Source organism: Streptomyces formicae, assembly GCF_002556545.1.
Classification (GTDB): domain Bacteria; phylum Actinomycetota; class Actinomycetes; order Streptomycetales; family Streptomycetaceae; genus Streptomyces; species Streptomyces formicae_A.
On sequence record NZ_CP022685.1, the window covers coordinates 503,376 to 527,628 of the forward strand.

Sequence of the window (24,253 nt, forward strand, 5' to 3'; positions counted from 1 at the left end):
AAGTCCTCCGCCCGCCTCAGGCCCCGCCCCGCTGGCGCACCACCGAGCCCGCCCGCCCCTTCACGACCTCCAACTGCGCGTGCACGCGGCGCCGCAGGTCCGCGACGTGACTGACGATGCCGACGCTGCGGTCCCGCTCGCGCAGCGAGTCCAGGACGTCGAGGACCTCGTCGAGCGTCTGGTCGTCGAGGCTGCCGAAGCCCTCGTCGATGAAGAGGGTGTCGAGCCGGACACCGCCCGCCTCGTCGGTGACCACGTCCGCGAGGCCGAGGGCGAGCGCGAGCGAGGCGAAGAACGTCTCACCACCGGAGAGCGTCGCCGTGTCGCGTTCACGGCCCGTCCAGGCGTCGACCACGTGCAGGCCGAGGCCCGAACGGCCGCGCCCCGTACGGTCGTCGGAGTGGACCAGGGTGTAGCGCCCGGAGGACATGCGGCGCAGCCGGACGGTCGCGGCCGCGGCGACCTGTTCGAGCCGGGCGGCGAGCACGTACGACTCCAGGCGCATCCTGCGTTCGTTGTCCGCCGAGGTGCCCGCCGCCAGACCGGCGAGCCGCGCGACCCGGTCGTACGCCGCGCGCAGCGGTGCCAGCCTGCGCGTCTGAGCGGCGGCGCGGGCGGAGAGCCGGTCGAGTTCGGCGCACCGGGCCGCCGCCGCGTCGCGTCCGGAGGCGGCGGCGCGCAGGCGGTGGCCGGCGGCCTCGGCCGCGGTGCCGGCCGCCGCGAGATCGGCTGCGGGCTGCCGCGCGGCGGCGGCCGTGTCGGGCTCCGCGAGGACGGCGCGCACCGCGGCCCTCTCGTTGCGCCAGGCGTCGATGCGGTGCTGGATCTCGCTGTACCTGGCGTCGTCGAGCAGGGCGGCGGCCGCACTCGTCGGCGTGTCGAACCCGGCGCGGAAGGCGGCGTCGGCGAGTCGCGCGTCCGCGTCCTTGAGCCGCTCCGCGGTGTCGGCGGCGGCGCGGGCGGCGTCCGCGGCCTCGGTGAGCAGGGCCGCCTGACGCTCCAGTTGTGACGCGCGCGCCGCGACACTGCCACTGGCGCCCCGCGCGCGGGTCAACTCCGCGTCCAGGGATTCCTGTTCGCGGTCGAGGGCGTCCCGCAGGGTGGCCCGGGACGCGGCACGCGTGGTGGCCTCCTGCTGTCCGGCGAGCCTGCGGTCGTACTCGCGCTCGGCACGGGCGAGGGCCTCGCGCGCCGCGTGCAGCCCCGAGGCGCGGTCGCGGGCCTCGGCGTGCGCGCGGCGCAACGCGTCGAGGGCCGTGGCGAGTTCGGCCACGGACGGCTCTTCGCCGGGCTCCCGCGTGCTGCCCTCCGCGCGCGCCGACTCCGTGTCCGCCACCGACGTGTCCGCCGCCGACGCCACGGTCCCGGCCGCGTCGTCCGGACCGGTCGCGTCGTCCGGACCGGTCGCGGCATCGGGTTCCTTCGATGCCGCCGCGCCCCGCGCCGCCTCCGTCGCCGCCGCCAGTGATTCGCGTACGTCGCCCAGAGCGCGCTCGGCGGCGGCGCGCTCCTCGTCGGCGCGCCGGTGGGCGGCGAGCGCCGCCTCCTCCGCGCCGCGGTCGACGTGGCCCGCGATCTTCCGGGCGGGGTCCGGGTGCTCGGTCGCGCCGCACACCGCGCACGGTTCGCCGTCGGTCAGGTGCGCCGCCAGCTCGGCCGCGATCCCGTTGAGGCGCTGCTCCTTGAGGGCCAGCCAGTGCTCGTGGGCGGCGGTGGAGCGTTCGCGCGCGGCGAGGGCGCGATCGTGTGCGCTCGCCGCGTCCTGGGCGAGCCGGTCGCGTCGGCGTGCGGCGTCGAGACGGGCCTGCGCCGGTTCGACGCGGCCCGCCAGGCGCTCGGCGTGGGTCGCCGACTCCTGGGCGGCCTCGATGCGCTCCTGGAGCGCCGCGCGGGTCGCCTCCCATCCCGCCAGCCAGCCGGTGGCCTCCTGGAGCAGCTCGTCGTCGGCCCTTTCCTCACGCTCGACGGCGGCCCGCTCGGTGCCGATCTCGGCGAGCCGGTGCTCGGCGCGCCGGGCGCCCGCGAGGCCGCCCAGTTCCTCGGCGGCCTTGCGCGCGGCGGCGGCCAGACCCGTCGCATCGGAGTCGGCGAAGGTCTCGGGAAGGCGGGCACGCGTGCGTGCCTCGTCGTGCGCGGCGCGGCGGTGTTCGGCCTCCGCGGACTGGCGCAGGCCGAGCGCGGGGGCGACCTGCTCCGCCTTCCTGGCCCGGTCGAGGCGCTCCTGGAGCTCCTGGACCTCGCCCGCGCGCGCGTCGAGGTGCTCCGCGCGCTCCGTGGCCTCGGTGAACCGGCGCTGGAGCCGGTCGAGTTCGCGTGCGTCGGCGAGCCCGCGTGCCGCGGCGGCCTGGGCGGATTCGGCGGCGGTGAGCGCGCAGTGCGCGACGGTGAGGCGCTCGCGGGCGCTGGTGCGGGCGACGGCGGCCCAGGTGAGCACATCGGCCGCGAGGCCCGGGTCGCCGGGTGCCACGTCGGGCAGCGGCAGCTCGGCACCGTGGCGGCCGTCGTCGGCCGCCTGCTGCATGCGGTGGGCGTCGGCGAGGAGCGCGGCGTCGCCCTCCTTGACCTCGGCCTCGGTGGTGCGCCGCTGCTCGGCGAGACGTTGTTCCACCGCGGCGAACCTGCGCGTGTCGAAGAGCCGTCCGAGGAGCTTGCCGCGCGCCTCCGCGTCGGCGCGCAGGAACCGCGCGAAGTCGCCCTGGGGCAGGAGCACGACCTGGCAGAACTGCTCCTTGCTCATGCCGAGCAGCTGCGTGATCTCCTCGCCGATCTCCTGATGGGAGCGGCTGAGGTCCTTCCAGGAGCCCGCGCCGCCCTCCTCCGCCGCCTCGGGGTCGTACGCGCGCAGCCAGCTCTGGGCCTTCTCGGTGGTGGTGCCCGTGCCGCGCTTCTTGGGGCGCTCCCACGGGGGCTGCCGGGTGACCTCGATGCGGCGACCGGCGACGGTCAGTTCGAGGCACACCTCGGTGCGCGTGCCCTGTCGCGCGTGGTCGCTGCGCAGGCCCATGCCCTGGCCGCCGCTGCCCTGCCGGGGGCCCGGCACCGAGCCGTACAGCGCGTAGCAGACGGCGTCGAGGACGGAGGTCTTGCCCGCGCCCGTCGGGCCGTGCAGCAGGAAGAGTCCGGCGGAGGAGAGCTCGTCGAAGTCGATGTCCTGGGTGGTGCCGAAGGGGCCGAAGGCGGTGAGGCGCAGCCGGTGCAGTCTCATCGGGCCACTTCCTGGAGCGTGTCGTCGGTGCGGACGGCGTCGAAGGCCGACCGCAGCACGGCCTGCTCCTGCTCGTCGGGCCCCGCGCCGCGCACGTGGACCACGAAGTCCTCGGCGATCTGCTGATCGCTACGGCCCTGGAGGCGCCGGGCGTACGAGAGGTCCGGGTCGTCGGGTGCCCGATCCGGGTCGAAGACCAGGCTGAGGGTGTGCGGGAAGCGCTCGCAGAGCCGGGCCATGGGGTCGTCGGGGCGGATCGAGTCGGTGAGGGTCGCCTCGACCCAGGCGTCCTCGTGGCGGGCGAGCTCCGGGTCGGCGAGCAGCTCCTCCAGGGTGCCTCTGACGCGGGCGAGCGCGCGCGGCACCGGGCAGTCGACGCGCTCGGCGGTGAGGTCCCCTTCGGGGCCGAGGTCGACGAGCCACATGCTCTTGCGGTGGTCGGCCTCGGAGAACGAGTACGGCAGCGGGGACCCGGAGTAGCGCACGCGCGCGTCGAGCGTCTGGCTGCCGTGCAGGTGGCCGAGCGCCGCGTAGTCCACGCCGTCGAAGACCGCGGAGGGCACGGCGGCGACTCCGCCGACCGTGATGTCCCGTTCGCTGTCGCTGGCCTGTCCGCCGGTCACGAAGGCGTGCGCGAGCACGACCGAGCGGGTGCCGGGCGCGCGGGTGGCGAGGTCGGCGCGGACGCGCTCCATGGCCGCGCCGAGCACCGCCTCGTGGCCCGCCTTCGTCACCCCGAACTCGTCCTTGACCAGGGCGGGTTCCAGGTAGGGCAGGCCGTAGAACGCGACGTCCCCGTGGGCGTCGGCGAGCACCACGGGCTCGGCGCAGGCCGAGGGGTCGGTGCGCAGGTGGATGCCCGCGCGGTCGATGAGACCCGCGCCGACGCCGAGGCGCCGCGCGGAGTCGTGGTTCCCGGAGATCATGACCGTCGGCACACCGAGGTCGGCGAGGCGGTGCAGCGCGTCGTCGAACAGCTCGACGGCGGCGAGCGGCGGCACCGCCCTGTCGTACACGTCACCGGACACCACGACGGCGTCCACCTCCCGCTCCCGCACGGTGCGGACGAGGTGGCCGATGAACGCGGCTTGGGCATCGAGCATGTTCACGCGGTGGAACGATCGCCCCAGATGCCAGTCGGACGTGTGCAGGATCCTCAACGTACCGCTCCGACCTGCATGTTCTCCTCAATCCGCCCCTGGCCCCAGCACCAAACCAGCACCGGCCTCGCCAACCTCACCCACTACGCTATCGCCCGTCAGCACCCTGCCCATCACGAACCTCGCTTGTACGGCCTTGTCGGGCGGGCCCGCCGACCGCTAGGTCTGCGACCGGGGGGGCCGATGACGCACAGCCGCTCATGCCTTCGCCAGGACTACGACCGCGTTGTGTCCACCGAAACCGAAGGAATTGCTGACGGCGATGTCGTTCTCGTGCTGTCGGCACGCCCCGGTGACGAGGTCGATGGCGAAGGCCGGGTCGGGTTCCGTCAGGCCCGCCACGGGGGGAACGGTGTCCTCGCGCAGAGCGAGGACGGTCAGGGCCGCCTCGATCGCCCCTGCCGCGCCCAGGGTGTGGCCGAGGGTGCCCTTGGCGGAGGTCACGGGTGGGCTGTGTGTGAAGACCCGGGCCAGCAGGGACGCTTCCACGGCGTCGCCACGAGGTGTGGACGTGCCGTGCGCGTTGACGTGGCCGACGTCGCCGGGGCCGATGCCTGCCTCGGCGAGCGCGGCCCGCAGGGCTCGCTCGGCCTCCCGCCCTTCCGGGTGAGGTGCGACGAGGTGATGGGCGTCGGTGGTCGCCGCATACCCGATGAGGCGTGCCAGGTGTGGCGCCGAGCGGGCGGCGGCGTGCTCGGGCCGCTCGAGGACCAGGGCTCCCGCGCCCTCGGCGATGACGAATCCGTCGCGTGCCGTGTCGAACGGGCGAGAGCCTCGGTCGGACAGCGCGCCCAGCTGGGCGAAGCCGGTCACGACGGCCGGGGTCACGGCCGCGTCGGCGCCGCACACGATGGCGATGTCGCACTGGTTCGATGCGAGCAGGTCCCGGGCCGTGCCGAGGGCGGTGGTCCCTGAGGCGCACGCGGTCGCGACGTTCAGGACCGGACCCCGTACGCCCAGGTGCAGGGCGACGGTGGCGGACACCATGTTGATCAGGTAGCCGGTGAGGAAGTAGGGCGAGACGCTCGTCGGGCCGTCGGCGGCGAGCCTCGCGGCGGCGACCTGCGCCGTGTGCATGCCGCCGAGCGAGCAGCCGGTGACGATGGCCACGCGGGCCGGGTCCCAGTCGGCGGGGTCGATCTTCGCCCGTTCCAGGGCTTGGGTGACGGCGGTCAGCCCCATGCGCGCGCAGGGGTCGAGCCGCAGGGCCGGGCTGTGGCGCGGCGTGCTGTCCGCGAGGTCGACGCGGCAGCTCAAGGAGATCGGCAGCTCCCCCGGTTCAGGATCCCGCCGGGCCGTGGCACGGCCCGCGCGGATGGCGGCCCAGGTGGCTTCCGTGTCTGGGCCCGCCGCGGTGACCAGACCGAGCCCGGTCACGATGACATCAAGGCTCCGGCTCATCCGATGCGCCGCTGGTCGATGCGGGCCGCGAATGCGCCGAAGGTGAGTTGGCGCAGTTCATCCTCGGTGGTGCTGACGCCGAGTTCGTCCTTGAGCGTGATGGCCATCTCCACGACCATCAACGAGTCGGTCAGCAGGTCAGTCATCGGGGTGTCGGTGCTGATGTCCGCCCTGTCGACCTGGAATTTGTCGACGAGCAGGTTGGCGATCAAGTCCGTCGTCGCGGGCGCAGAGGGGGGAGTGGAGGAATTCATGGCGCCTTCCCTCGGGGATAAGTCCTGAATCGGGTGGACACTTAAAGGAACCACCTGATTGGCTTCCGTACTCTTGCGACCACCCGCTTTCAGTAGAAAGTGGGATCTTATGGTGGAATCGAACCCCCGATCACTCGACGAGATCGCTACCAATGCGTTGAGCGGTGTGCTGGCCTGGCTGGCAGACGACTACCTGCGGGTCGAGGTGTCAGGGATGGACAACGTCCCGGAGTGCGGGCCCGCCATATTCGTCGCCAATCACTCAGGTGCCTGGGGCCTGGACGCACTCGTCCTGCATCATCTGCTGCACCGAGAACTGCGGCGCCCTGTCTATTTCTACGCGTCGCCCGTCGTTTTCCGACTGCCCCCGGTGGCTTCGTACGCACGCCATCACGGTGCGTTCGCCGACGATCCGACAATGGGCCGTGACCGGCTCACCGAAGGGAATCTCGTCGGGGTTTTCCCCGAGGGACTCAGCGGAGTGGGCAAGCCCTTCTCGCAGCGCTATCGTCTGCGGCCGTTCAGTCCCGGGTTCGCGGTCACCGCGATGCAGACCGGTGCGCCCGTCATTCCGGTGTCGATCGTGGGGGCCGAGGAGACATATCCGAAACTGGGCAGCATCGCGTCGCTGGCCCGCCGGTTCGATCTTCCCTACTTTCCCGTCACGACGCTCCTGCCCCTCCCGGCGAAATGGCGCATCACCGTGGGCGAACCGGTTCCCGCTCCCCCGCCCCCCGACTCCTTCGCCGAACGATCCGCGGCTACGCGCCGGTTGTGCGACGCGGCCTGGGTGACCGTGCAGAGCATGGTCGACCGGGACGTGCGTCGCCGGACGAACCCGTTCTGGTGATGAGTCCCAGCTGGTGGACGACGTTCTCACCTGGCGAGCCACCGGGCGGCACGGTCCACGTCCGCGGCCGCGCGGGCGCAGCGCTCGGCATGGGCCAGCAACGTCATCCGGCACTGCTCCCCGAAGGCGTCGTGATTCCAGCCGGGCTGCTTCGCACAGTCCGCGAGCTGTCGGGCGTGCTCCGCGAGACTGCGGGCGCTGTCGGAGGTGAGGGCGGCGTGGCGGGTGAGCCCGGCCCCCGCAAGAGGGGCGGACGCTCCCACTCTTGGGGCGGGCGCCCCGTCGGACACGTTCCGGTCCACATCTGTGAGAGCGAGGTCGAGCGAGTCGGCGTGGAGATCGGCGGGCAGCGCGTCGGGGTCGATCCGAGGGGCGCGCACGACGGGTTCGGCGTGCCGCATGAGGGCGCGGGTGAGTTCGCCCGCGGCCAGCACGGCCAGTTCCGCTGAGGTGCAGGGTGCGGGAGCAGCGCACAGCGATGCCGACGGGGCCTCGTCGTGGTGCCCCTGCGCTTCGTCCCCGTCACGCAGCCAGGCGGTCGCGTACAGGATCTCGGTGCCCGAGTCGATGCTCATGCCGCGCCACGGGAACGGAACACGGACCTCGTGCACCGTGGCGGACAGGGGCGGATAGCGGCGCAGTGCCGCGGTCACCGCTTGCTCGGCCCGGTCGGTGGCGGGCGCGACGGGAAGAACCGAGGCAAGGGCCAGCGCCTGGGGGACCGTGTCGGTCAGCACCTGGGTGACGGCCTCCAGAGCGTGTTCGACCACGCCTTCCCTCGTGCTGTCGTCGGGGACCGCGGCGGCGAGCGACTCCGGGGCGGCGTCCTGGACGTACGGCTCGAGGCGTCGGCGCAGGGCGGCGAGGCGAGCGGCGTACTCGGTGGCGTCCGCCGCGCGCGAAGTCGCATCGAGGATGTCGCCGACGAGGGTGTCGTCGGCTGCCGCCTCACCGAGCACGATCCGTCGTGCGAGCCGACGGGCGACGGCACACCAGTCGGCCCGGTCCAGGGCGGAGCCGACGCCCCGGGCGGCGAGGAGCTCCTGGGCCTCCTCTGCGGCGACGGACCGCACCCGGGCGCTCAGAGACCCGAGGGTGACGGGCAGCGGAGTGTGCGCCGTGAGCCGCAGCCGACGGCCGTGCGCGGTCAGACCGGTGACGGCACCTCGGGCCCCGGCCTCCTCAGCCTGGCCGAGCAGGCTCCGCGCGTCCTCGGCGGTCAACGGCGTCACGAACGTGCCGAACGCGGTGTGCAGCAGGATCGGCCGACCGCGCGAGGTCCGCCGCAACTGAGCGAGGACCTGGCGCGTCAGGTACTGCCGGGTGAACACCTTGAGTCCCAGCGCCCGGGCCGGGGCGTCGATCCACGAGATGCGCTGGGCAGCCAAGGCCGCGCTGACCAGGGCGTTCTCCAGGGGCCAAGCCCTGGTGGGCAGCCGGAATGCGGTCGTGATGTCACTGGCGTTCATCGCGGATCTCCTGGGAGGCGAGGGCGGACCACCGCGGGGCTCACTTGTCCAACAGCAGGTAGGGCTGATTGCCGACGATCTCCCCGTCGTACGCCGTGATCAGCTCGTTCACCTGCGCGCGGTGTCGCAGTTGTGCACCACGGAGCGTGCTGGCGTACGCCTGTGGTGCGTGTGACAGGGGGTAGTCGTACGTCTCGTCCACCCAGGTCAGTTCGAGCCAGCTCTCGGGGATGTCGAGGGCCGTGGCCGGTCCGCGCCCGTCGAGGCCGGGGATCACGTCGTGCTTGTTCACGAGGCTGATGACCTGGACAGTGCGATCGACTGCGCGCTTGGTGTCGATGGGCGAGCCGACGGCGATCACATGACTGAGCCGGTACGTGGACACGAAGTCCAGATCGGATGCCAGGTTCATGGCCGTGATGCCCCCGAGGCTGTGCCCGACGACCATGAGCTCGGCGCCCTCGGGGACCCCCGCGCGCACGAGGAGATGCTTGACGGAGCGCGTGTACGTGGTGTCGGTGCGCAGCAATCCGTCGAACGCCCCGACGAGATCCTGCGGGCTGCTGTTCCTCAGACGCCCGAAGCTGGTGCCGGGCAGCAGCAGGACGAAGCGCTCCGACCCGTCCGCACAGTGGACGCGGCGCAGCAGGGCGAGGCCGTGGTTGCCGAGGGCGGAGATGTCGTCGATGTACCGGACGATGTCGTTGCCGGAGCGCTCCAGGACGCGAGCGAGCAGAGCGTCTGCTTCGGTGCGCTCGGCCGTGCCCTTGCCCTGGTTGAGGCGCTGGAGCAGTTCGCTGGGGAGCCCCAGCAGTGGCTCGGTGGTGGGTGTGCCACCGGCCAGGGTCACCCAGGCGAAGCTGTCGTTGGTCGGGTTCTCGTCGAGGAGCGCGAGGATCGCGAGCAGCTCCATCAGCACGGGGCTGAGCGTGGTGAGAGAGCGGGTGACACCGAGCAGCTGTATCAACTCCCGCGCGGCACGCAGTGCTTCCATTCTGCGGCCGGCCACGATGGCGTCCGTGAGGTGCTTGGCCTGCGGCACGGCCAAGTTGGGGTGCTCGGCGGTGGCGGCTTCTATTCGGAGGGCGAAGGCCTCGACCGCCATCCTCACGGAGGCCGCTCTGTGTCGGCTGACGGTGGCCACGGACCGGGCGAGCTCACCGACCGGGCCTCCGTTGGCGCCGAATCCGAGGCCCGCCGAGTTCGTCACGGCACGGCCCGCGGCCAGCGCCGTGGCCAGACCCCACATGGGGTGGCGAGCCGCCCGGACCCCGAACTGCCAGCTGGCGCAGGCCGCGGTGAGCGCCGCGCCGGACCTCCGCGCAGCCAGGGCCGCATCCGCCAGAAGCACCGATGCCTCCCTCAGCAGGTCGGGGTCGGTGCGCCGTTCCTCGGTGGTGACGTACGGCGCTCCCGTCGGGGTCCGCTCAGCCACCTCGCCTGCCGTATCGGCCGTCATCACGCCCACCTTGCTCCGGATCGCCGGGGACTTCACCAGGTCCTTTTCAGTAGATCCGGTGTTCCGCCGAGGGGCAGGGCCGCGGCGGCCGTTCGGGTGCATGACGGACTGGTCGAGCCGGTGGATCAGCGGCACGGTTGGGGTGATGGTGCCGGTGTGCCGGTGGATCTCGCGGGCCCGCTCACGCGTCCCCGTACGCCTCTCCCCCGAGCTCGAACACCGCGCTGCCCGCCGTGGCGTCGGCGAGCCAGCCGCGGAAGGTGTCCACGTCGGCGTCGGGCAGGCCGATCTCGATCGTCACCGCCTCCCCGTAGTTGACGTCGCGCACCTCGCGCCCGGCCGAGCGCAGGTCGTTCTGGAGCTTGCCCGCGCGCTGGTGGTCGACCGTGACCGTGGCGAGGCGGAAGCGGCGGCGGGTGACGGTGCCGAGGGTGTCGAGGGCCTCGCCGACCGCTCCTCCGTAGGCACGGATGAGGCCCCCGGCGCCGAGCTTGACCCCTCCGTAGTAGCGGGTCACGACCGCGGCGACGTAGCGCATGTCGCGGCGCATGAGCATCTGCAGCATGGGGACGCCCGCGGTGCCGCCGGGTTCGCCGTCGTCGCTCGCCTTCTGGACGGCGGCGTCGGCCCCGATGACGTACGCGAAGCAGTTGTGGGTCGCGGTCGGGTGTTCCTTGCGGATCCGCGCGACGAAGTCCTGGGCCTCCTGCTCGGTGGCCGCGGGCGCGAGGGCGCACAGGAAGCGCGAGCGGTTGATCTCGATCTCGTGCACGCCCTCGCGGGCCACTGTGCGGTACTCGTCCTGCATCAGGCCAGCGTAGGCGCTCGGCAGGGGCCGCCCCGACCCGGGCGGGCCGCCGTGCGGTGCGGGCCGCCGTTCACGCGCGCGTGACGGCCGCCGGGTACGGTGATCCCTTGTGACGTCACCCTCGATACCCGTGCGCCAAGTCCCGGACTCCTCGGGCCTCTTGGCAGCCCTGCTCAGCGCCGTGCCCGTCACCGTCGTCGAGACCAGGGTCGACCCGCCCGACGCGGTCCTCTTCCCCGAGGAGGCGGCCGTCGTCGCGAACTCGGTGGCCAAGCGGCGCGACGAGTTCACCACCGTGCGGCACTGCGCGCGTACCGCGCTGGCCGGCATCGGAGTACCGCCCGCGCCGATCCTGCCGGGACAGCGGGGCGCGCCGCGCTGGCCCGACGGCGTCGTCGGCAGCATGACGCACTGCGCCGGATACCGTGCCGCGGTCGTGGCGCGGGCCGCGGAGGTCGCCTCGCTGGGCATCGACGCGGAGCCCGCGGAGCCGCTGCGCGACCCCGACGTGCTGAAGCTGGTCGCCGACGAATCGGAGCGCGCCGCGCTCAAGGCGCTCGGCGCCGCGCATCCCGACACTCCCTGGGACCGGCTGCTCTTCAGCGCCAAGGAGTCCGTCTACAAGACGTGGTTCCCGCTCACCGGGCGCTGGCTCGGCTTCGAGGAGGCCCGGGTCGAGCTGGTTCCCGACGGCACCTTCACCGCGCGCCTGCTGGTCGAGGGCCCCGTGGTGGAGGGCGTCGAGCTGAAGGTGTTCTCCGGTCAGTGGGCGGTGCGCGACGGGATCGCCGCCACCGCCATCGTGCTCCCGTTCACGACGGGTCCTTCCGCCCCTGCTGGTCCTTCCGGTAGGTAGGGCGGCCGCCGAGCCAGGTGCCGAGCACGCGCGCGTGGCGGATCTCCATCGGATCCACGGCGCGCGGGTCGGCGGAGAGCAGGACCAGATCGGCCGGGGCGCCGGGGGCCAGGGTCAGTCGGTCGTCGGCGCCCGCCTGGTGGGCGACGCCCGCCGTCGCCGCCGTCAGCGCCTCTTCGACGGTGAGCCGCTGGTGCGGCAGCCAGCCCGCTTCCGGCTCCCCGGCGAAGGTGCGCCGGGTGACGGCGACCTGGATGCCCTCCAGCGGCACGTGGGAGCTGACGGGCCAGTCGCTGCCGAAGGAGAGGCGCACACCGTCGCGCGCGAGGTGGCCCATCGGGTACTGGAGGGCGGCCCGCTCCGCGCCGATCCGCGGGATGGACAGCTCGGTCTGCAAGGGGTCGGGCTGCGCCCACAGGGGCTCGAAGTTGGCGATGACGCCGAGGGCGGCGAAGCGGGGCAGGTCGGCGGGGTCCACGACTTGGACGTGGGTGATCACCGGGCGGCGGTCCCAGGCCGGGTTGGTGACGATCGCCGATTCGACGGCGTCGAGCGCGGCGCGGACACCCGCGTCGCCGATGGCGTGGATGTGCGTCTGGAAGCCGTCGGTGTCGAAGGCCCGCACGGCCTCGGCGAGCGCCCGCGGCTCCCAGACGGGCATGCCGCAGCTGTGCGGCGCGTCCAGGTAGGGCGCGAGCATCGCGGCCGTGCCGCCCTCGACGACGCCGTCGCTGAAGTACTTCACGGTGCGCGCGGTCAGCAGCTCGCCGCCCTCGGCCGCCACCCGCGCGCGCGTGGCGGCGAACCGCTCCCGCTGTGCGCGCCAGTGGTCGGGGTCCGCGCGCTGGGCGAGGTCCACGCGGAAGCCGAGCGCCCCGCGCCGCGCCGCGGCCAGGTAGGCGTCGACCATCTCCGGTTCCACCCAGGCGTCCTGGACCCAGGTCAGGCCCGCCCGCGCGTAGGTGTCCCCGGCGCGCCGCAGCGCTTCGACGAGTTCGTCCTCGGCGCGCGCGGGCACCTGGTCGAGCACGAGGTCGCAGGCGTGCCACTCGCGCAGCGTGCCCAGCGGCGTGCCGTCGGGGCGGCGCACGATCCAGCCGAGGCGCGGCTCCTCGGTCGCCGCCGTCACTCCGGCCCTGCGCAGCGCCTCGGTGTTGCACCACACGGTGTGGTAGTCGTCGGCGCGCAGCACGACGGGCCGGTCGGCCACCGCGTCGTCCAGCCAGCGGGCGTCGAACTCCCCGTCGGGCGCGAGCGCGGGATCGTACGAAGCCCCGACGATCCACTCCGCCGCCGGATGCTCCTTCGCCCAGCGCCCCACTTCGGAGACGATGTCTGCGACGGAGCCGAGTCCCTTGATCCGCGGTCCGAAGCTCTCCAGGCCCCCGAAGAGGGGGTGTGCGTGGCCGTCTCCGAAGGCGGCCATCAGCAGGCCATCGCCCACCTCGACGACCTCGTCGGCGTCCGCGGCGAGGGCCAGGGCCGCGTCGCCGAGCGCGTGGATCCGGCCGTCGCGCACGGCGAGCGCGGTGGTGTCGTCGCCGGGTTGTGAACCGGTGCGGATCGTGCCGAGGAAGACGAGGGTCGTCGCCGTCATGCTGGGGTGCTCTCCCTGTTCGTGCTGGTCGGTTCTGCGATGCCTGCGCCGCCGGGCCGCGTCGTGCCGCTCGGTCCGTCGTGCCCTTCAGAGCCGTCGGGCCCGTCAGACGCGCTCCGTGTCCACCGTCGTCAGTCGCCCGTACGCCTCCGGGTCGCGCCGTCTGATCCGCAGCGCCACCGCGACCCCGGCCACGAACAGCAGCGGCAGCGGGGCGATCAGGGCCGCGTTGACGCCTGCCGACGCCCCGGTGAGCAGATCGAGGTTGGCGCAGACCAGGACGATCATGACGACGAGCCCCGCGCAGGCGAGCAGCGGGGCCACGGCCACCCGCCACAGGGGCATGGCGCGCCGGTTCCCCCGGAAGAAGCCGTAGACCGCGAGCGCGGCCAGCGCCTGCATGAGCATCACGCCGAGGATGCCGGAGCCACTGCTCCACAGGAAGGTGACGGCGTACGGATCGGCTCCGGCCAGCACGGTGACGACGATCACGGCGAGCGCGACGACCGACTGCGTGAGGACCGCGGCGGCGGGCGCCCGGGTCCTGGCGGAGACGGTGCCGAGGCGGGCGGGGAGCAGGCCCTCCCTGCCGAGCGCGTAGAAGTAGCGGGCCGCGCCGTTGTGGAAGGCGAGGGTGGCGGCGAAGGCACTCGTGATGATCAGCACGTGCATGGAGTCGGCGGCCCACGCTCCCGCGAAGCGTTCGGTGGCCGAGAAGACCATGTCGGCTCCGCCGTCGCCGTTCGCGACGGCCTGGGCGCGGTCCGCGCCGTAGGCGTTGATGATCATCCAGACGGTGAAGGTGTAGAAGAGCGCGAGGAACGCCACGGCGATGTAGGTGGCGCGCGGCACCGTCCTGGCCGGCTGCCGCGCCTCCTCGGCGTAGATCGCGGTCGCCTCGAAGCCCACGAAGGCGCCGATGGCGAGGACGAACATGCCGCCCACGCCCGACTCGCCGAGGTGCGCCGGGGAGAAGGTGCCGGGGTCGAGGCCCTGTGGGCCGCCGCCGTGCGCGAGGACGCCCGCCTCGAACACGAGCAGCACGAGGACTTCGAGCACGAGCGCGACGCCGAGCACCTTGGCGCTGAGCGTCACCTTGAGGTAGCCGAGCACGCCGATGGCGACGAGGCCGCCCAACGCCCAGGCCCACCAGGGCACGTGGACGCCGGTGAGGTCCTCGAAGCCCGCTTCGGTGAACCAGCCGAAGGCGGCGAGCAGGCCGACCTCGATGGCGTTGTACGCGAAGAGCGCGACGTACGCGGAGCCCGCTCCGGTCGGCAGGCCGAGGCCGCGCCCGATGTAGGCGTAGAAGGCACCGGCGTTGCGCACGAACCGGCTCATCGCGGTGAATCCCGCGGCGAAGACGATGAGCAGCAGCCCGGAGAGGAGATAGCCGAGCGGTGCCGCGCGGCCCGCCATGCCGATGGCCAGCGGGGCGACGCCCGCCATGACCGTCAGCGGGGCGGCGGCCGCGACGACGAAGAACACCAGGTCGCCGGTCCCGACGGCACCGCCCTTGAGGCCGCGGGAGGAGGCCGCGGACGCGGGCCCGGATGCGGATGCGGAGTCGGATTCGGACGGGGCATCGGCGACAGGCGCGGGCTTCGGCACGGGAGGCGATGCGGAGGAGCGAGGTGCGGTCACGCGCGTACTTCCGGTCTCGGGATCCCGGACGGGCCGGGACGGCGGGAACGACGGGAGCCCGGAAAAAGCTAGACCCTTTAGTCCTGGCTGGCAGGACCGTACCCGGCGCCCGGCGCGACGGGGAAGACCCTCTTGCGCCAAGGGAGTTGCGGACACCGGGAAAGACCGGGCGCCCGTCAGCGGCCCCGCGCCGCCGCGTCGCCGTCCGCGAGCGTCTGCCAGAACATCGCCTCGTAGCGCTGCACGAGCCTCCCGTAGCGCAGGTGCACCGCGGTGATCCGGCCACGGTCGAGCCCGGCCTGCACGGCGGCCAGCGCGTGGCGGTCCAGGTCGGGCGCGGGCTCGGCGAACAGGTCGAAGAAGCCGCAGGCCTCGTCCGTGAAGCCGTGGTGGTCGCGCAGCGCACGGGCGATCGTCGCGCAGTAGCGGCCCCAGGAGGCGAAGTTGGCGGTGAGCGCGAGCGCGACGTCGGCGGGTTCCCCGTTCAGGGCGAGCCAGGCCACGTACGCCGGGTAGGCCTGGCAGCCCGCCTGCGGCTCGTACGTCTCCGCCTCCGTCTTGCTCACCGAACAGGCGTCGAGAAGGGGGGCGAGCCGCTCCTGGGCGAGTGATTCACCATCGGCGAGCGCGTCGAAGAAGGCGGTGGACTCCGCGTCGCCCGACTCGGCGGCGCGCTGGGCGAGATGACGGAAGGAGCGCTGGTCGGCGGGGATGACGTGGCGTTGTTCCAGTGCGAGGAGCGCGAGGGTCCGGAGCTGCGCGGTGCCGTCCGCGACGATGGGGACGAGCGGGTTGGCGTCCGCTGCGGGGGCGAGGCGTTCGGTCGTGGTGCGCAGGAGCTCGTATGCCGTCGGTGTCATCACACGCGCCTTCCGGTCGGGAACTTCTCGCTCCGACTGCTAGTTTCTACTCTGTTGTAGATATTGGCGAGGCCCCGGACCCGCGCACGGCGGACCGGACCGCGCCGAACACCCCTGATACATCGATTTTTTATGGAGTTCTCCATGGCCCTGTGGGACCGCGTCAAGGAATCCGCATCGACGATGCAGACCCAGCTGATGGCGAAGAAGAACGACCTCAAGAGCGGCGCCTTCCGTGACGCCAGTATGGCGATGTGCGCCCTGGTCGCGGCGGCCGACGGCACCGTCGACGCCTCCGAGCGCCAGCGCGTGGCCCAGCTCATCGGTACGAACGAGGTGCTGCAGAACTTCGCCGCGGACGACCTGCAGCGCCGGTTCAACGAGTACGTCGACAAGCTGACCGCCGACTTCGCGTTCGGCAAGGTGAGCGTCCTCCAGGAGGTCGCCAAGGCGAAGAAGAAGCCCGCCGAGGCGCGTGCCGTGATCCAGATCGGCATCGTCATCGGCGGCGCCGACGGCGACTTCGACAAGGACGAGCAGGCCGTCGTGCGCGAGGCGTGCTTCGCGCTCGACCTGCCGCCGCACGAGTTCGACCTCTAGCCTCCGGCCGGGGCCGCCCCGCGTGGGACACCGCTGCGAGCGGTGTCCCACGCGGCATCAGAGCGGTGCCTCACGCCGCGTCAGAGCGGTGTCGCCGCGCGGAGGATGAGCACCATCGTCACCGCGGAGTTCGCCGAGGACATCGCGGAGACGGCGGTGCCGAACGCGGCACCCCACAGGGCGAGGCCCACGCTGGTGAAGACCGAGGGCGGCCGGTTGCGGGACGCGGGCGCCGGGGCGAGCAGGGCGGCCACGCGGCGCGGTACGGGTCCCGCCGCGGCGAGGCCCGCGAGCGACGGCGCGGGGGTCCCCCGCGAGACCAGCGCGGCCTTGCCGATCGCCCGGGCCACGACACGGCGGTCGGCCACCGCGCGCGCCGCCGTCTCGTCCGCCCACCGCTCCGCGGTGTAGGCGACGGAGGTGCGCAGCGGCCGCAGGAACGGATTGGCGCGGGCCGCCAGCTGCGTGACCAGCAGGTGCCGGTGGTGCCGACCGGCCAGATGCGCCCGCTCGTGCGCGAACAGCGCCCGCCGCTCGGGGGCCGCGAGTTTGCCGAGCATGCCGGTGGTGACCACGACCCGGCCGCCCTCGCGCGAGGGCAGGGCGTACGCGTACGACGCCTCGTCGGCGAGCACCGCGACGGAGGAGCCCGGCAGTCCTTCGACGGCGCGGCGCGCCCCTCTGCGCACCCTGCCGTGCCGCCAGAGTGTGTGGACACAGGCCGCGCACACCAGGAGCAGCGCGGGGATCGCGGCCCGGCCCGCGTACTCGTCGAAGGGCACCGCGGCCCGGACCTCGGGATCGGACCACGCGTCGGGCAGCGGGTTGCCGGGCAGTTGGGCGGTGCCGACGACCATGAGGAGCGCCAGGCAGAGCGTGCTGCACAGGGCCATCACTCCGGCGACCGCGGTGAGCAGCCGGGTCGCGGCGCGCGGATGCAGATGCTGTTCGGCGAGGCGGGCGATCGGCCACGCGGTCAGCGGCAGGACGAGGGGCAGGAAGACGAAGACGCCCATCAGTGGAGCACTCCCATCAGGCGTCAGTCGTCGGGCTCGGCGTCCGCCCGCCCGAGCAGCTCGCGCAGGAGCTGCTCGTCGCCGGGCGACAGGGTCGTCACGAAGCTGGCGAGCACGGCCTCGCGGTCGCTCTCGCCGTCGAGCACCTTGCGCATCCGGAAGGCCGCGAGGCCCGCCTCGTCGGACGCGGACGTCCAGGCGAAGGAGCGGCCCGCGCGCTCGCGGGTCACCACGTCCTTGGCGAGCAGGCGCGTCAGGATCGTCATCACGGTCGTATAGGCGAGGTCACCGCCGATGCGTTCCTGCACCCAGGCGGCGCTCACCGGCTCGCGCGCGGACTGCAGCGCGGCGAGCACCTGCGCCTCCAGCTCGCCCTGCGCGCGCCGCCGCAGCCTCGGCTGCGGCTCTTCGCGTTCGTGGTCCGTCATGCCCTGCGCCCCTCCGCCCTCTCGTGTCCCGCTGCCGCCGCGCGGGGGAATCCGCGTCGCTCGCGAGCGCCACATCGTAACGGGCGACCGCCGCTCCACCTTCTTCTACAGTCCTGTAGATTTTAAGGTCCCGGCCGCGACCAAGGGCCGGGACGCACCAGACCCCGGAACGCAGGAGGACATCGTGGGAGTTTCCCTGGCCAAGGGCGGCAACGTCTCGCTCAGCAAGGAGGCCCCTGGCCTGACCGCCGTCCTTGTCGGTCTCGGCTGGGACGTGCGCACCACGACCGGCACGGACTACGACCTCGACGCGAGCGCGCTGCTCTGCGACGAGTCCGGCAAGGTCGTCTCCGACCAGCACTTCGTCTTCTACAACAACCTCACGAGCCCCGACGGGTCCGTCGAGCACACCGGTGACAACCTCACCGGCGAGGGCGAGGGCGACGACGAGGCCGTCAAGGTCAACCTCGCGCAGGTGCCCGCCGACATCTCGAAGATCGTCTTCCCGGTCTCGATCCACGACGCGGAGAACCGCGGCCAGAGCTTCGGCCAGGTCCGCAACGCCTTCATCCGCGTGGTGAACCAGGCCGACAACGCCGAGATCGCCCGCTACGACCTGTCCGAGGACGCGTCGACCGAGACCGCCATGGTCTTCGGCGAGCTGTACCGGCACGGCGCCGAGTGGAAATTCCGCGCGGTCGGCCAGGGTTATGCCAGTGGGCTGCGCGGCATCGCGTCGGACTTCGGCGTCAACGTCTGAGCCACGCCCGCGAATCTTCAGGAGGCAGGCCATGTACGGCGACCGGGAAACGGTGCGCGAGATCCTGACGGAGCTGGGTGACACCTGGGCGGTCGTCGGCCTGTCCAACAACCAGGACCGGGCGGCGTACGGAGTCGCCGCCGTCCTGAGGCGCTTCGGCAAGCGCGTCGTACCGGTCCACCCCAAGGCCGAGACGGTCCACGGCGAGCAGGGCTACCCGTCCCTGGCCGACGTGCCGTTCAAGGTCGACGTGGTCGACGTGTTCGTGAACAGCGAGCTCGCGGGCGACGTCGCCGACCAGGCCGTGGCGGCCGGGGCGGACGCGGTGTGGTTCCAGCTCGGCGTGGTCGACGAGGCGGCGTACGACCGTACCCGCGCGGCGGGCCTCGCCATGGTGATGGACCGCTGCCCGGCGATCGAGATTCCGCAGCTGCCGTGAGGCTCGGGCCCGGGTCCACACGGACCCGGGCCCGTGCCTTCGCGCAACGCCCAGGGCTGGGAACCCGCCCTCAGAACTCCTTGTCGGGCCAGTCGAGGAGCCGCGCGCCGATCACCGCGGTCTGCAAGGTGTAGCGGTGCACCGGGTCGGCGGGATCGGCGCCGGTGAGCTGGTGGATGCGTTCGAGGCGGTAGGTCAGGGCGCGCACGCTCAGCGCCAGCCTGCGGGCCGCCTCCGCCGCGACACAGCCCGCGTCGAAGAACACCGTCAGCGTCTCCAGGAGCGGCCGCGCGCCGCCACGGGCCTGGCGCAGCGGGCCGAGCGTGTTCAGGACCAGGTCGGCCATGGCCTGCCTGTCCCGGGTGAGCACCGGGTAGACCAGCAGGTCGGCGGCGCGCAGCACGGGCTCGTCGAGCTCCAGGCGCGCCGCGAGGTCGAGGGCGTTGAGCGCTTCTTCGTACGACTGGACGACGCCACCGGGACCGGCCTGCGGGCGCCCGATGGCGACGCGGCCGCCGTCGGTGGCGGCGTACGCCCGCTTGGCGAAGAAGGCGAGCACCTCGTCCTGGTCGCCGGGGGCGATGCACACCAGGCGGCCGTCCTTCGTGGTGACCAGGATGCTGCGGTCGCCGAACCGGCCGATCAGCGCGCGCTCGACCTCGCGGGGCACGGCGTGCCCCTCCTCGTAGCCGTCGGGCCCCTGGGCGACGGCTACGGCGTGTTCGTAGGAGAGGCGGAGACCGAAGCGTTCCGCGCGCTCCGCGAGCAGACCGAGGTCGCTGCGTCCGTACAGCAGGTCGTCGATGAACTCCCGCCGTGCCGCCTCCTCCTGGCGTACGGCGAGGCGCTGGGCCCGCTCGTACCCCTCGGCGAACGCGTCCACGGCCTGCTCGGCGGCGGCCAGCGCGCCGTCGACGGAGGCCGCGTGCGCGGCGGGCCAGTGGGCGCGGGTGGCGGCCAGGTGCGCGCCCACCAGGGCGCGCAGTCCATGGCCCGCGTCGGCGGCCCGCTCCCCGAGGACGCGCCGCGACTCCAGCTCGTCGCGGGTCAGCCTGCGTCCGGTCGCGGAGGCGTCGGCGAGGATGCGGGCGTAGCCGTCGAGATACCCCTCGGGTATGCCCTGCCCCGTCATGTTCTGCCCCCGATGTCCTGGTGAATCATTGATGCATTTCTAACGCATCGCGGGTCGGCGGGGGTGGGGCGGGTCCGGATCCCGCGCCGGCGGACGACGCTCTTCAGACCTGCCAGGGAGCCCTTCGGAACGTCCCGCCGTACATGGGCAGCTCGACGCCCTCTCCGTAGCGGGCGAGTTGGGCCCAGGGCCGGTTGAGTCCTGCGGAGCCGTAGGCGCGCACGCGCGTGACCGCGTCCAGGTCGAGGACGTCGACGAGCACCTCCTCGCCGCCGCCCGCCTGCTGGCGCACGAGGCCCTCGGGGTCGACGATCAGGCTGGCGCCGACGCCCGCGGGGTCGGCGGCGTTGACGTTGACGACGTACACCTGGTTGGTCCAGGCGTTGGCCCGCGCGCAGACGAGTTCCATCTCGCGGTCGCGGGTGGTGGTGAGGGTCGGCTGGATGATCACCTCGGCACCCAGCCAGGCCAGTTGGCGCGCCGTCTCGGGGAAGGAGCCGTCGTAGCAGATGGCGAGGCCCGCGCGGCCGATGCCCGGCAGGTCGAAGACGACGAACTCCTCCCCCGGCGCGGTCCGTTCGTAGGGCTGCCAGGGGAACACCTTGCGGTACCTGGCGGCGATCTCGCCGTCCGGGGAGATGGCGAGCGCGGTGTTGTGGACGCGCCCGTCGTCCGCCTTCTCGTACACGGTGCCGGGGACCAGCCACAGGCCGGTCTCCCTGGCGAGCGTGCTGAGGCGGTCGGTGAGCGGTCCCGGCACGGTGCGGGCCGATTCGGTCGGCCACGTGCCGCTGTCCGCGAGGAGCGGGGCCTCGGCGCTGAGCATCAGCTCGGGCACGACGACGAGCTGGACGTGCGGGAAGGTCCGCCGCACCGCGCGGACCCGGCCCGCGAAGCGTTCGAAGCTGGCGGGCAGGTCGTGCGGGACGGGGGTGGTCTGGACGGCGGCGATGGCCAGGGTGCGCATGGGGGTTCACTTCTCCGTGACGGTGAGGCGGGTGACGGCCGTGCGGCCGTGCCGGAAGAAGCCGGTGTGACGGCCGCGGAGGGCGGTCATGACGAGGGCCCCGGCGAGGACCGAGCCGACACCGAGCAGGAAGACTCCCCCGACGCCGCCGAGGGACGTGCTGCCGTACGCCGGGTCGAACATGTCGTAGGCGCTGCGGGCGAAGGCCGCGAGCATCATGAGGCCGCCGAGGAAGGGCATGACGCCCCGGGTCAGCAGGTCCCGTACAGAACCGCGCAGCCGATGGCGGAAGTACCAGGCGCAGGCGATTCCGGTCACTCCGTAGTAGAGGGCGATGAGCAGGCCGACGCAGCGGATCGCGTCGCCGAGGAAGTCGGTGGAGATGACGGTCAGCAGGACGAGGACGGTGGCCGCCGCGCCGCCGAAGAACACCGTGCCGAAGGCGGGGGTGCGGTGGCGCGGATGGATCCGGGCGAAGGCGCCGGGCAGCGCGCCGTGGGCCGACATCGACAGGGCGGTGCGCGGGGCGGCGGCGGCGCTGGTCAGCAGGGCGCCGACGGCCGAGACGCCGATGGCCAGCTGGACGACCTTGGCGAGCGCGTCGCCGAGCACGGCGGGCCCGAGACCGGTGAGGACGTCGCCCGCGACCACCGCGTTGCCGAGGCCGAGGCCCGAACTGCCGGTACCCGCGAAGGAGATCGCGGCGAACGCCGTGAAGAGGTACGTCACCAGGAGCACGACGGTGGAGATCAGCGCGGCCCTGCCGGGGGTCCTTCCGCTGTCGGCGGTCTCCTCGTTGAAGGTGATGAGCGCGTCCCAGCCCCAGTAGATGTACAGGCACAGCAGGACCGCCTCGGTGAGCGAACCGAAGCCGTCGAAGCCCAGCGGGTCGAAGAACCCCGGGGAGGGTGTCGCGGCGCCGTCCCTGACCAGGGCCGCGACGCCGAACGCGAGCAGCGCGACGAGTTGGAGGCCGAGCATCGCGTACTGCACCCGGGCCGCGAGCCGCACCCCCCGGTAGGCGACCAGGGCGGTGAGGGCGATCAGCAGGACGGCGGTGGCGGCGACCGCCGCGCTGCTGTCGGCCGCCGCGTCCGGAGCGGCGAAGCCGAGGAGCGCACCCGCGCCGACCCGCGCGAGCGCCGTCATGGCGAACACGATGGCGACGAGGGGGATCCAGCCGCCCGCGAGCCAGCCCGCGGCCGGGCCGAAGACCCGGGTGTTCCAGACGAAGGTGGTGCCGCAGTCCGGCATCTCGCGGTTGAGCGCGCGGAACGCGAACGCGGTGAGCAGGATCGGCACGAAGCCGAGCAGCAGGGCCGCCGGCGCCAGGTCCCCGACGACCAGGGTCACGAGGCCGAGGGTGACGGCGAAGCTGTAGGCGGGTGCGACCGAGGCGAGCCCGAGGGCGACGGTGGCGAGCAGCCCGACGGAGCCGCTCCTGAGTCCCTTGCCCCGCGGGGTGTCCGGGGGCGCACCGGCGGCATCGGTGGTCATGAGGGCCTCCACGAAGAGTGCGGCACGTTCACTAAACGCAGATTTAAGAAAACAGCGCTCGCCGCGTCAACCCCGGTGCGGGTATCTTTTGGCTCTGGTTCAAAGAACCGGCGTTGGGGAAGAGAAGAGGGGGCGCGGTGGCGCGGCGCAAGGACCAGGAGGCCAGGCGGGCCCAGTTGGGCGAGGCGGCGGAGCGGGCGCTGCTCAGCCGTGGCCTGGAGGGGCTGCGCCTGCGGGACGTGGCACAGGAGGCGGGCGTCACCCCGGCGGCGGTCCTCTACTACTACGAAGACCTCGACGCCCTGATGTACGAGACGTTCCAGCAGGGCATCGAGCGGTTCTGCCGGAGCCGGGAGCAGGCGGCGGCGCGGCACGACGACGCCAGGGAGCAGTTGCTCGACTGCATCCGCCACGGGGTGGCGACGGGGCCGCAGGACCGGCTGCCCCGGCTGCTCTTCGAGTACTGGCCGCGCACACTGCGCGACCCCAAGGCGGCCTCGCTCGACAGCGTCCTCGCGGAACGCCAGATCTCCGTCTACCAGGGCATCCTCGTCCTCGGCGAGGCCCAGGGGCACTTCACCCTCCAGGATCCGACGCGCCTGGTGGCCGCCAACTTCGTGGCGCTGGAGGACGGTTACCAGATGGACGTCCTCGCGGGGCGCAGGAGCCGCCAGGAGGTGATCACGGCGCTGCACTCCTACGCGCGCGTGGCGATCGGATACCGGCCCGACGAGTGACGGCCCCCGGTCGGGTGACATCCGGGAGCACCGGGCGGCGTCAGGAACAATCGCGGAGCACCCCGCGTTGGACGGGTCATGCCTTTGACTGGAGAGTACGAGCCCGGGACTTGGGACTGGGCGAGCAAGCAGGCCGAGCTGTACGAGAGCTCCGGCGGTACCGAGGGCACGACCATGAAGGACAAGCCCGTCATCTTGCTGACGTCGGTCGGCGCCAAGAGCGGCAAGCTCCGCAAGAACCCCCTGATGCGCGTGGAGCACGACGGGGAGTACGCGGTGGTGGCCTCCAAGGGCGGCGACCCGGCACACCCGTCCTGGTACCACAACCTCGTCGCCCAGCCCCACGTCGAGCTGCAGGACGGCCCGGTGCGCAAGGACTACCGCGCGCGCGTCGCCACCGGTGACGAGCGGCGCGCCTGGTGGGAGCGCGCGGTGGCGGCCTGGCCCGACTACGCCGAGTACCAGAAGAAGACGACCCGGGAGATCCCGGTGTTCGTCCTGACGCCCTTCGACGCCTGATCACACCGGCCCAGCGACGCGCGGGGGCGCGGTCAGTCCGCCCGCTCGCGCCGCCGGGCCCGGTAGGCCCGCAGGTTCGCCGCGTTCCCGCAGGTCTTGACGTCGTGCCAGACACCGCTGTTGTTCCGTGAGCGGTCATAGAAGGCGACGCGGCAGAGCGGGTTGCGGCACGTCTTGAGGCGGCGCCTGGTGTCCGCCTGCTGTGCCTCGTAGAGCGCGGCGAGGACCAGCGAGACCACCAGGTGCGCTCCCGCACCGCGCGGCTCCAGGCGTACGACGCCGTCCGGACCGAGCCGCAGCCCGGCGTCGGCGCCGGTCTCCTCGGCGTGTCCGCCAAGGGCGTCACGGAGGTCCCGGAGCGCCTGCCATCCGTCGGCGTCGTCAAGGACCACCGTCGGCGCGGGCCGCCCCGTGGCCGACGCCCACGCGGCGACGGCGTCGTCCGCCCACACCTGCGCGCGCGTGAGGTCGGCCAGGAGGTCCGGGCGCTCGGGCAGGCCCGCGGAGACGGTGTTGAGCAGGTCCTGGACGAGTCCCAGGCCGCCGGGAGCAGGCTCCAGGTGGTAGCGCTCGGTCGCGGACCAGGTCATGACGG

At 73.0% G+C, this 24,253-nt stretch carries 23 protein-coding genes; 7 read left to right on the forward strand and 16 right to left on the reverse strand.

Going from position 1 to position 24,253, the window contains the following annotated elements; all coding sequences use genetic code 11:
- Positions 1–16 precede the first annotated feature (16 nt).
- The 4 genes from KY5_RS02150 to KY5_RS02165 form a co-directional block, all read right to left on the reverse strand.
- A complete protein-coding gene (locus KY5_RS02150; protein ID WP_098240561.1) occupies positions 17–3,205 on the reverse strand; it encodes an AAA family ATPase in 3,189 nt (1,062 codons plus the stop codon).
- A complete protein-coding gene (locus tag KY5_RS02155) occupies positions 3,202–4,365 on the reverse strand; it encodes an exonuclease SbcCD subunit D (RefSeq protein ID WP_098240562.1) in 1,164 nt (387 codons plus the stop codon). The genes KY5_RS02150 and KY5_RS02155 overlap by 4 nt, the downstream gene beginning before the upstream one ends.
- A 198-nt stretch (positions 4,366–4,563) precedes the next feature.
- Entirely contained in the window at positions 4,564–5,742 is a 1,179-nt protein-coding gene (locus KY5_RS02160; RefSeq protein ID WP_324959497.1) for a beta-ketoacyl-[acyl-carrier-protein] synthase family protein, read from the reverse strand.
- 20 nt (positions 5,743–5,762) lie between these two features.
- Positions 5,763–6,020: an acyl carrier protein gene (locus KY5_RS02165; protein ID WP_098240564.1), complete on the reverse strand. Its 258-nt coding sequence runs from the start codon at positions 6,018–6,020 to the stop codon at positions 5,763–5,765.
- Positions 6,021–6,129: 109 nt separating this feature from the next.
- Between KY5_RS02165 and KY5_RS02170 the strand changes: the two genes are divergently transcribed.
- Complete coding sequence (locus tag KY5_RS02170) at positions 6,130–6,870, forward strand: 1-acyl-sn-glycerol-3-phosphate acyltransferase (RefSeq protein WP_098240565.1); 741 nt, start codon at positions 6,130–6,132, stop codon at positions 6,868–6,870.
- A 26-nt stretch (positions 6,871–6,896) separates the two neighbouring features.
- Here the strand turns inward: KY5_RS02170 and KY5_RS02175 are convergent, their stop codons facing one another.
- The 3 genes from KY5_RS02175 to KY5_RS02185 all read right to left on the reverse strand — a co-directional run bounded on the left by KY5_RS02175 (position 6,897) and on the right by KY5_RS02185 (position 10,606).
- Positions 6,897–8,339 carry a hypothetical protein gene (locus KY5_RS02175; protein ID WP_098240566.1) on the reverse strand — a complete coding sequence of 481 codons (1,443 nt, stop codon included), beginning with the start codon at positions 8,337–8,339 and terminating at the stop codon, positions 6,897–6,899.
- Between the two features lie 40 nt (positions 8,340–8,379).
- The gene (locus KY5_RS02180; protein ID WP_159072464.1) at positions 8,380–9,798 is read right to left on the reverse strand and encodes a lipase family protein; all 1,419 of its coding nucleotides are present in this window, start codon (positions 9,796–9,798) and stop codon (positions 8,380–8,382) included.
- 181 nt (positions 9,799–9,979) lie between these two features.
- A complete protein-coding gene (locus KY5_RS02185; protein ID WP_098240568.1) occupies positions 9,980–10,606 on the reverse strand; it encodes a YigZ family protein in 627 nt (208 codons plus the stop codon).
- 130 nt (positions 10,607–10,736) lie between these two features.
- On the opposite strand from KY5_RS02185, the gene KY5_RS02190 reads away from it, so the two are divergent.
- Positions 10,737–11,462, forward strand: coding sequence for a 4'-phosphopantetheinyl transferase family protein (locus KY5_RS02190; protein WP_418952733.1), 726 nt, complete (start codon positions 10,737–10,739; stop codon positions 11,460–11,462).
- On the opposite strand, the gene KY5_RS02195 is transcribed toward KY5_RS02190, so the two are convergent.
- The 3 genes from KY5_RS02195 to KY5_RS02205 form a co-directional block, all read right to left on the reverse strand.
- On the reverse strand, positions 11,419–13,059 hold the full coding sequence (locus KY5_RS02195; protein WP_098240570.1) for an amidohydrolase: 1,641 nt from the start codon (positions 13,057–13,059) through the stop codon (positions 11,419–11,421). The two genes, KY5_RS02190 and KY5_RS02195, sit on opposite strands and share 44 nt — an antisense overlap.
- A 105-nt stretch (positions 13,060–13,164) precedes the next feature.
- Positions 13,165–14,703: an APC family permease gene (locus tag KY5_RS02200; protein WP_234362581.1), complete on the reverse strand. Its 1,539-nt coding sequence runs from the start codon at positions 14,701–14,703 to the stop codon at positions 13,165–13,167.
- Positions 14,704–14,879: 176 nt separating this feature from the next.
- On the reverse strand, positions 14,880–15,563 hold the full coding sequence (locus KY5_RS02205) for a transcriptional regulator (protein WP_098240572.1): 684 nt from the start codon (positions 15,561–15,563) through the stop codon (positions 14,880–14,882).
- 144 nt (positions 15,564–15,707) lie between these two features.
- Between KY5_RS02205 and KY5_RS02210 the strand changes: the two genes are divergently transcribed.
- On the forward strand, positions 15,708–16,163 hold the full coding sequence (locus tag KY5_RS02210; RefSeq protein WP_098240573.1) for a tellurite resistance TerB family protein: 456 nt from the start codon (positions 15,708–15,710) through the stop codon (positions 16,161–16,163).
- An 80-nt stretch (positions 16,164–16,243) separates the two neighbouring features.
- On the opposite strand, the gene KY5_RS02215 is transcribed toward KY5_RS02210, so the two are convergent.
- Positions 16,244–17,179, reverse strand: coding sequence for a M56 family metallopeptidase (locus KY5_RS02215; protein WP_098240574.1), 936 nt, complete (start codon positions 17,177–17,179; stop codon positions 16,244–16,246).
- 23 nt (positions 17,180–17,202) lie between these two features.
- Complete coding sequence (locus KY5_RS02220) at positions 17,203–17,607, reverse strand: BlaI/MecI/CopY family transcriptional regulator (protein ID WP_098240575.1); 405 nt, start codon at positions 17,605–17,607, stop codon at positions 17,203–17,205.
- 184 nt (positions 17,608–17,791) lie between these two features.
- Here KY5_RS02220 and KY5_RS02225 point away from each other — a divergent pair, with 184 nt between their 5' ends.
- Together KY5_RS02225 and KY5_RS02230 are read left to right on the forward strand one after the other, a co-directional pair.
- Positions 17,792–18,367: a TerD family protein gene (locus KY5_RS02225; RefSeq protein WP_098240576.1), complete on the forward strand. Its 576-nt coding sequence runs from the start codon at positions 17,792–17,794 to the stop codon at positions 18,365–18,367.
- A gap of 31 nt (positions 18,368–18,398) precedes the next feature.
- Positions 18,399–18,806: a CoA-binding protein gene (locus KY5_RS02230; RefSeq protein WP_098240577.1), complete on the forward strand. Its 408-nt coding sequence runs from the start codon at positions 18,399–18,401 to the stop codon at positions 18,804–18,806.
- Between the two features lie 70 nt (positions 18,807–18,876).
- On the opposite strand, the gene KY5_RS02235 is transcribed toward KY5_RS02230, so the two are convergent.
- From KY5_RS02235 to KY5_RS02245, 3 genes are all read right to left on the reverse strand, one after another.
- A complete protein-coding gene (locus KY5_RS02235; RefSeq protein ID WP_098240578.1) occupies positions 18,877–19,938 on the reverse strand; it encodes a PucR family transcriptional regulator in 1,062 nt (353 codons plus the stop codon).
- Positions 19,939–20,041: 103 nt separating this feature from the next.
- Positions 20,042–20,905 carry a carbon-nitrogen hydrolase family protein gene (locus KY5_RS02240; RefSeq protein ID WP_098240579.1) on the reverse strand — a complete coding sequence of 288 codons (864 nt, stop codon included), beginning with the start codon at positions 20,903–20,905 and terminating at the stop codon, positions 20,042–20,044.
- Between the two features lie 6 nt (positions 20,906–20,911).
- Entirely contained in the window at positions 20,912–22,402 is a 1,491-nt protein-coding gene (locus KY5_RS02245; protein ID WP_098240580.1) for an APC family permease, read from the reverse strand.
- 137 nt (positions 22,403–22,539) lie between these two features.
- Between KY5_RS02245 and KY5_RS02250 the strand changes: the two genes are divergently transcribed.
- Together KY5_RS02250 and KY5_RS02255 are read left to right on the forward strand one after the other, a co-directional pair.
- Positions 22,540–23,139 (forward strand): TetR/AcrR family transcriptional regulator, encoded by a 600-nt coding sequence (locus KY5_RS02250; RefSeq protein ID WP_098240581.1) that lies wholly within the window; start codon positions 22,540–22,542, stop codon positions 23,137–23,139.
- A gap of 78 nt (positions 23,140–23,217) precedes the next feature.
- Entirely contained in the window at positions 23,218–23,658 is a 441-nt protein-coding gene (locus KY5_RS02255) for a nitroreductase family deazaflavin-dependent oxidoreductase (RefSeq protein ID WP_098240582.1), read from the forward strand.
- 32 nt (positions 23,659–23,690) lie between these two features.
- Here the strand turns inward: KY5_RS02255 and KY5_RS02260 are convergent, their stop codons facing one another.
- Positions 23,691–24,248 carry a CGNR zinc finger domain-containing protein gene (locus tag KY5_RS02260; RefSeq protein ID WP_098240583.1) on the reverse strand — a complete coding sequence of 186 codons (558 nt, stop codon included), beginning with the start codon at positions 24,246–24,248 and terminating at the stop codon, positions 23,691–23,693.
- Positions 24,249–24,253 lie beyond the last annotated feature (5 nt).

What these genes read in the sequence shown, in the direction of transcription:
- KY5_RS02150 (WP_098240561.1), bottom strand. Translation starts at nt 3,205, where the DNA reads ATGAGACTGCACCGGCTGCGCCTCACCGCCTTCGGCCCCTTCGGCACC.
- KY5_RS02165 (WP_098240564.1), bottom strand. Translation starts at nt 6,020, where the DNA reads ATGAATTCCTCCACTCCCCCCTCTGCGCCCGCGACGACGGACTTGATC.
- KY5_RS02170 (WP_098240565.1), top strand. Translation starts at nt 6,130, where the DNA reads ATGGTGGAATCGAACCCCCGATCACTCGACGAGATCGCTACCAATGCG.
- KY5_RS02175 (WP_098240566.1), bottom strand. Translation starts at nt 8,339, where the DNA reads ATGAACGCCAGTGACATCACGACCGCATTCCGGCTGCCCACCAGGGCT.
- KY5_RS02180 (WP_159072464.1), bottom strand. Translation starts at nt 9,798, where the DNA reads ATGACGGCCGATACGGCAGGCGAGGTGGCTGAGCGGACCCCGACGGGA.
- KY5_RS02185 (WP_098240568.1), bottom strand. Translation starts at nt 10,606, where the DNA reads ATGCAGGACGAGTACCGCACAGTGGCCCGCGAGGGCGTGCACGAGATC.
- KY5_RS02195 (WP_098240570.1), bottom strand. Translation starts at nt 13,059, where the DNA reads ATGACGGCGACGACCCTCGTCTTCCTCGGCACGATCCGCACCGGTTCA.
- KY5_RS02205 (WP_098240572.1), bottom strand. Translation starts at nt 15,563, where the DNA reads ATGACACCGACGGCATACGAGCTCCTGCGCACCACGACCGAACGCCTC.
- KY5_RS02210 (WP_098240573.1), top strand. Translation starts at nt 15,708, where the DNA reads ATGGCCCTGTGGGACCGCGTCAAGGAATCCGCATCGACGATGCAGACC.
- KY5_RS02215 (WP_098240574.1), bottom strand. Translation starts at nt 17,179, where the DNA reads ATGGGCGTCTTCGTCTTCCTGCCCCTCGTCCTGCCGCTGACCGCGTGG.
- KY5_RS02220 (WP_098240575.1), bottom strand. Translation starts at nt 17,607, where the DNA reads ATGACGGACCACGAACGCGAAGAGCCGCAGCCGAGGCTGCGGCGGCGC.
- KY5_RS02230 (WP_098240577.1), top strand. Translation starts at nt 18,399, where the DNA reads ATGTACGGCGACCGGGAAACGGTGCGCGAGATCCTGACGGAGCTGGGT.
- KY5_RS02235 (WP_098240578.1), bottom strand. Translation starts at nt 19,938, where the DNA reads ATGACGGGGCAGGGCATACCCGAGGGGTATCTCGACGGCTACGCCCGC.
- KY5_RS02240 (WP_098240579.1), bottom strand. Translation starts at nt 20,905, where the DNA reads ATGCGCACCCTGGCCATCGCCGCCGTCCAGACCACCCCCGTCCCGCAC.
- KY5_RS02245 (WP_098240580.1), bottom strand. Translation starts at nt 22,402, where the DNA reads ATGACCACCGATGCCGCCGGTGCGCCCCCGGACACCCCGCGGGGCAAG.
- KY5_RS02255 (WP_098240582.1), top strand. Translation starts at nt 23,218, where the DNA reads ATGCCTTTGACTGGAGAGTACGAGCCCGGGACTTGGGACTGGGCGAGC.
- KY5_RS02260 (WP_098240583.1), bottom strand. Translation starts at nt 24,248, where the DNA reads ATGACCTGGTCCGCGACCGAGCGCTACCACCTGGAGCCTGCTCCCGGC.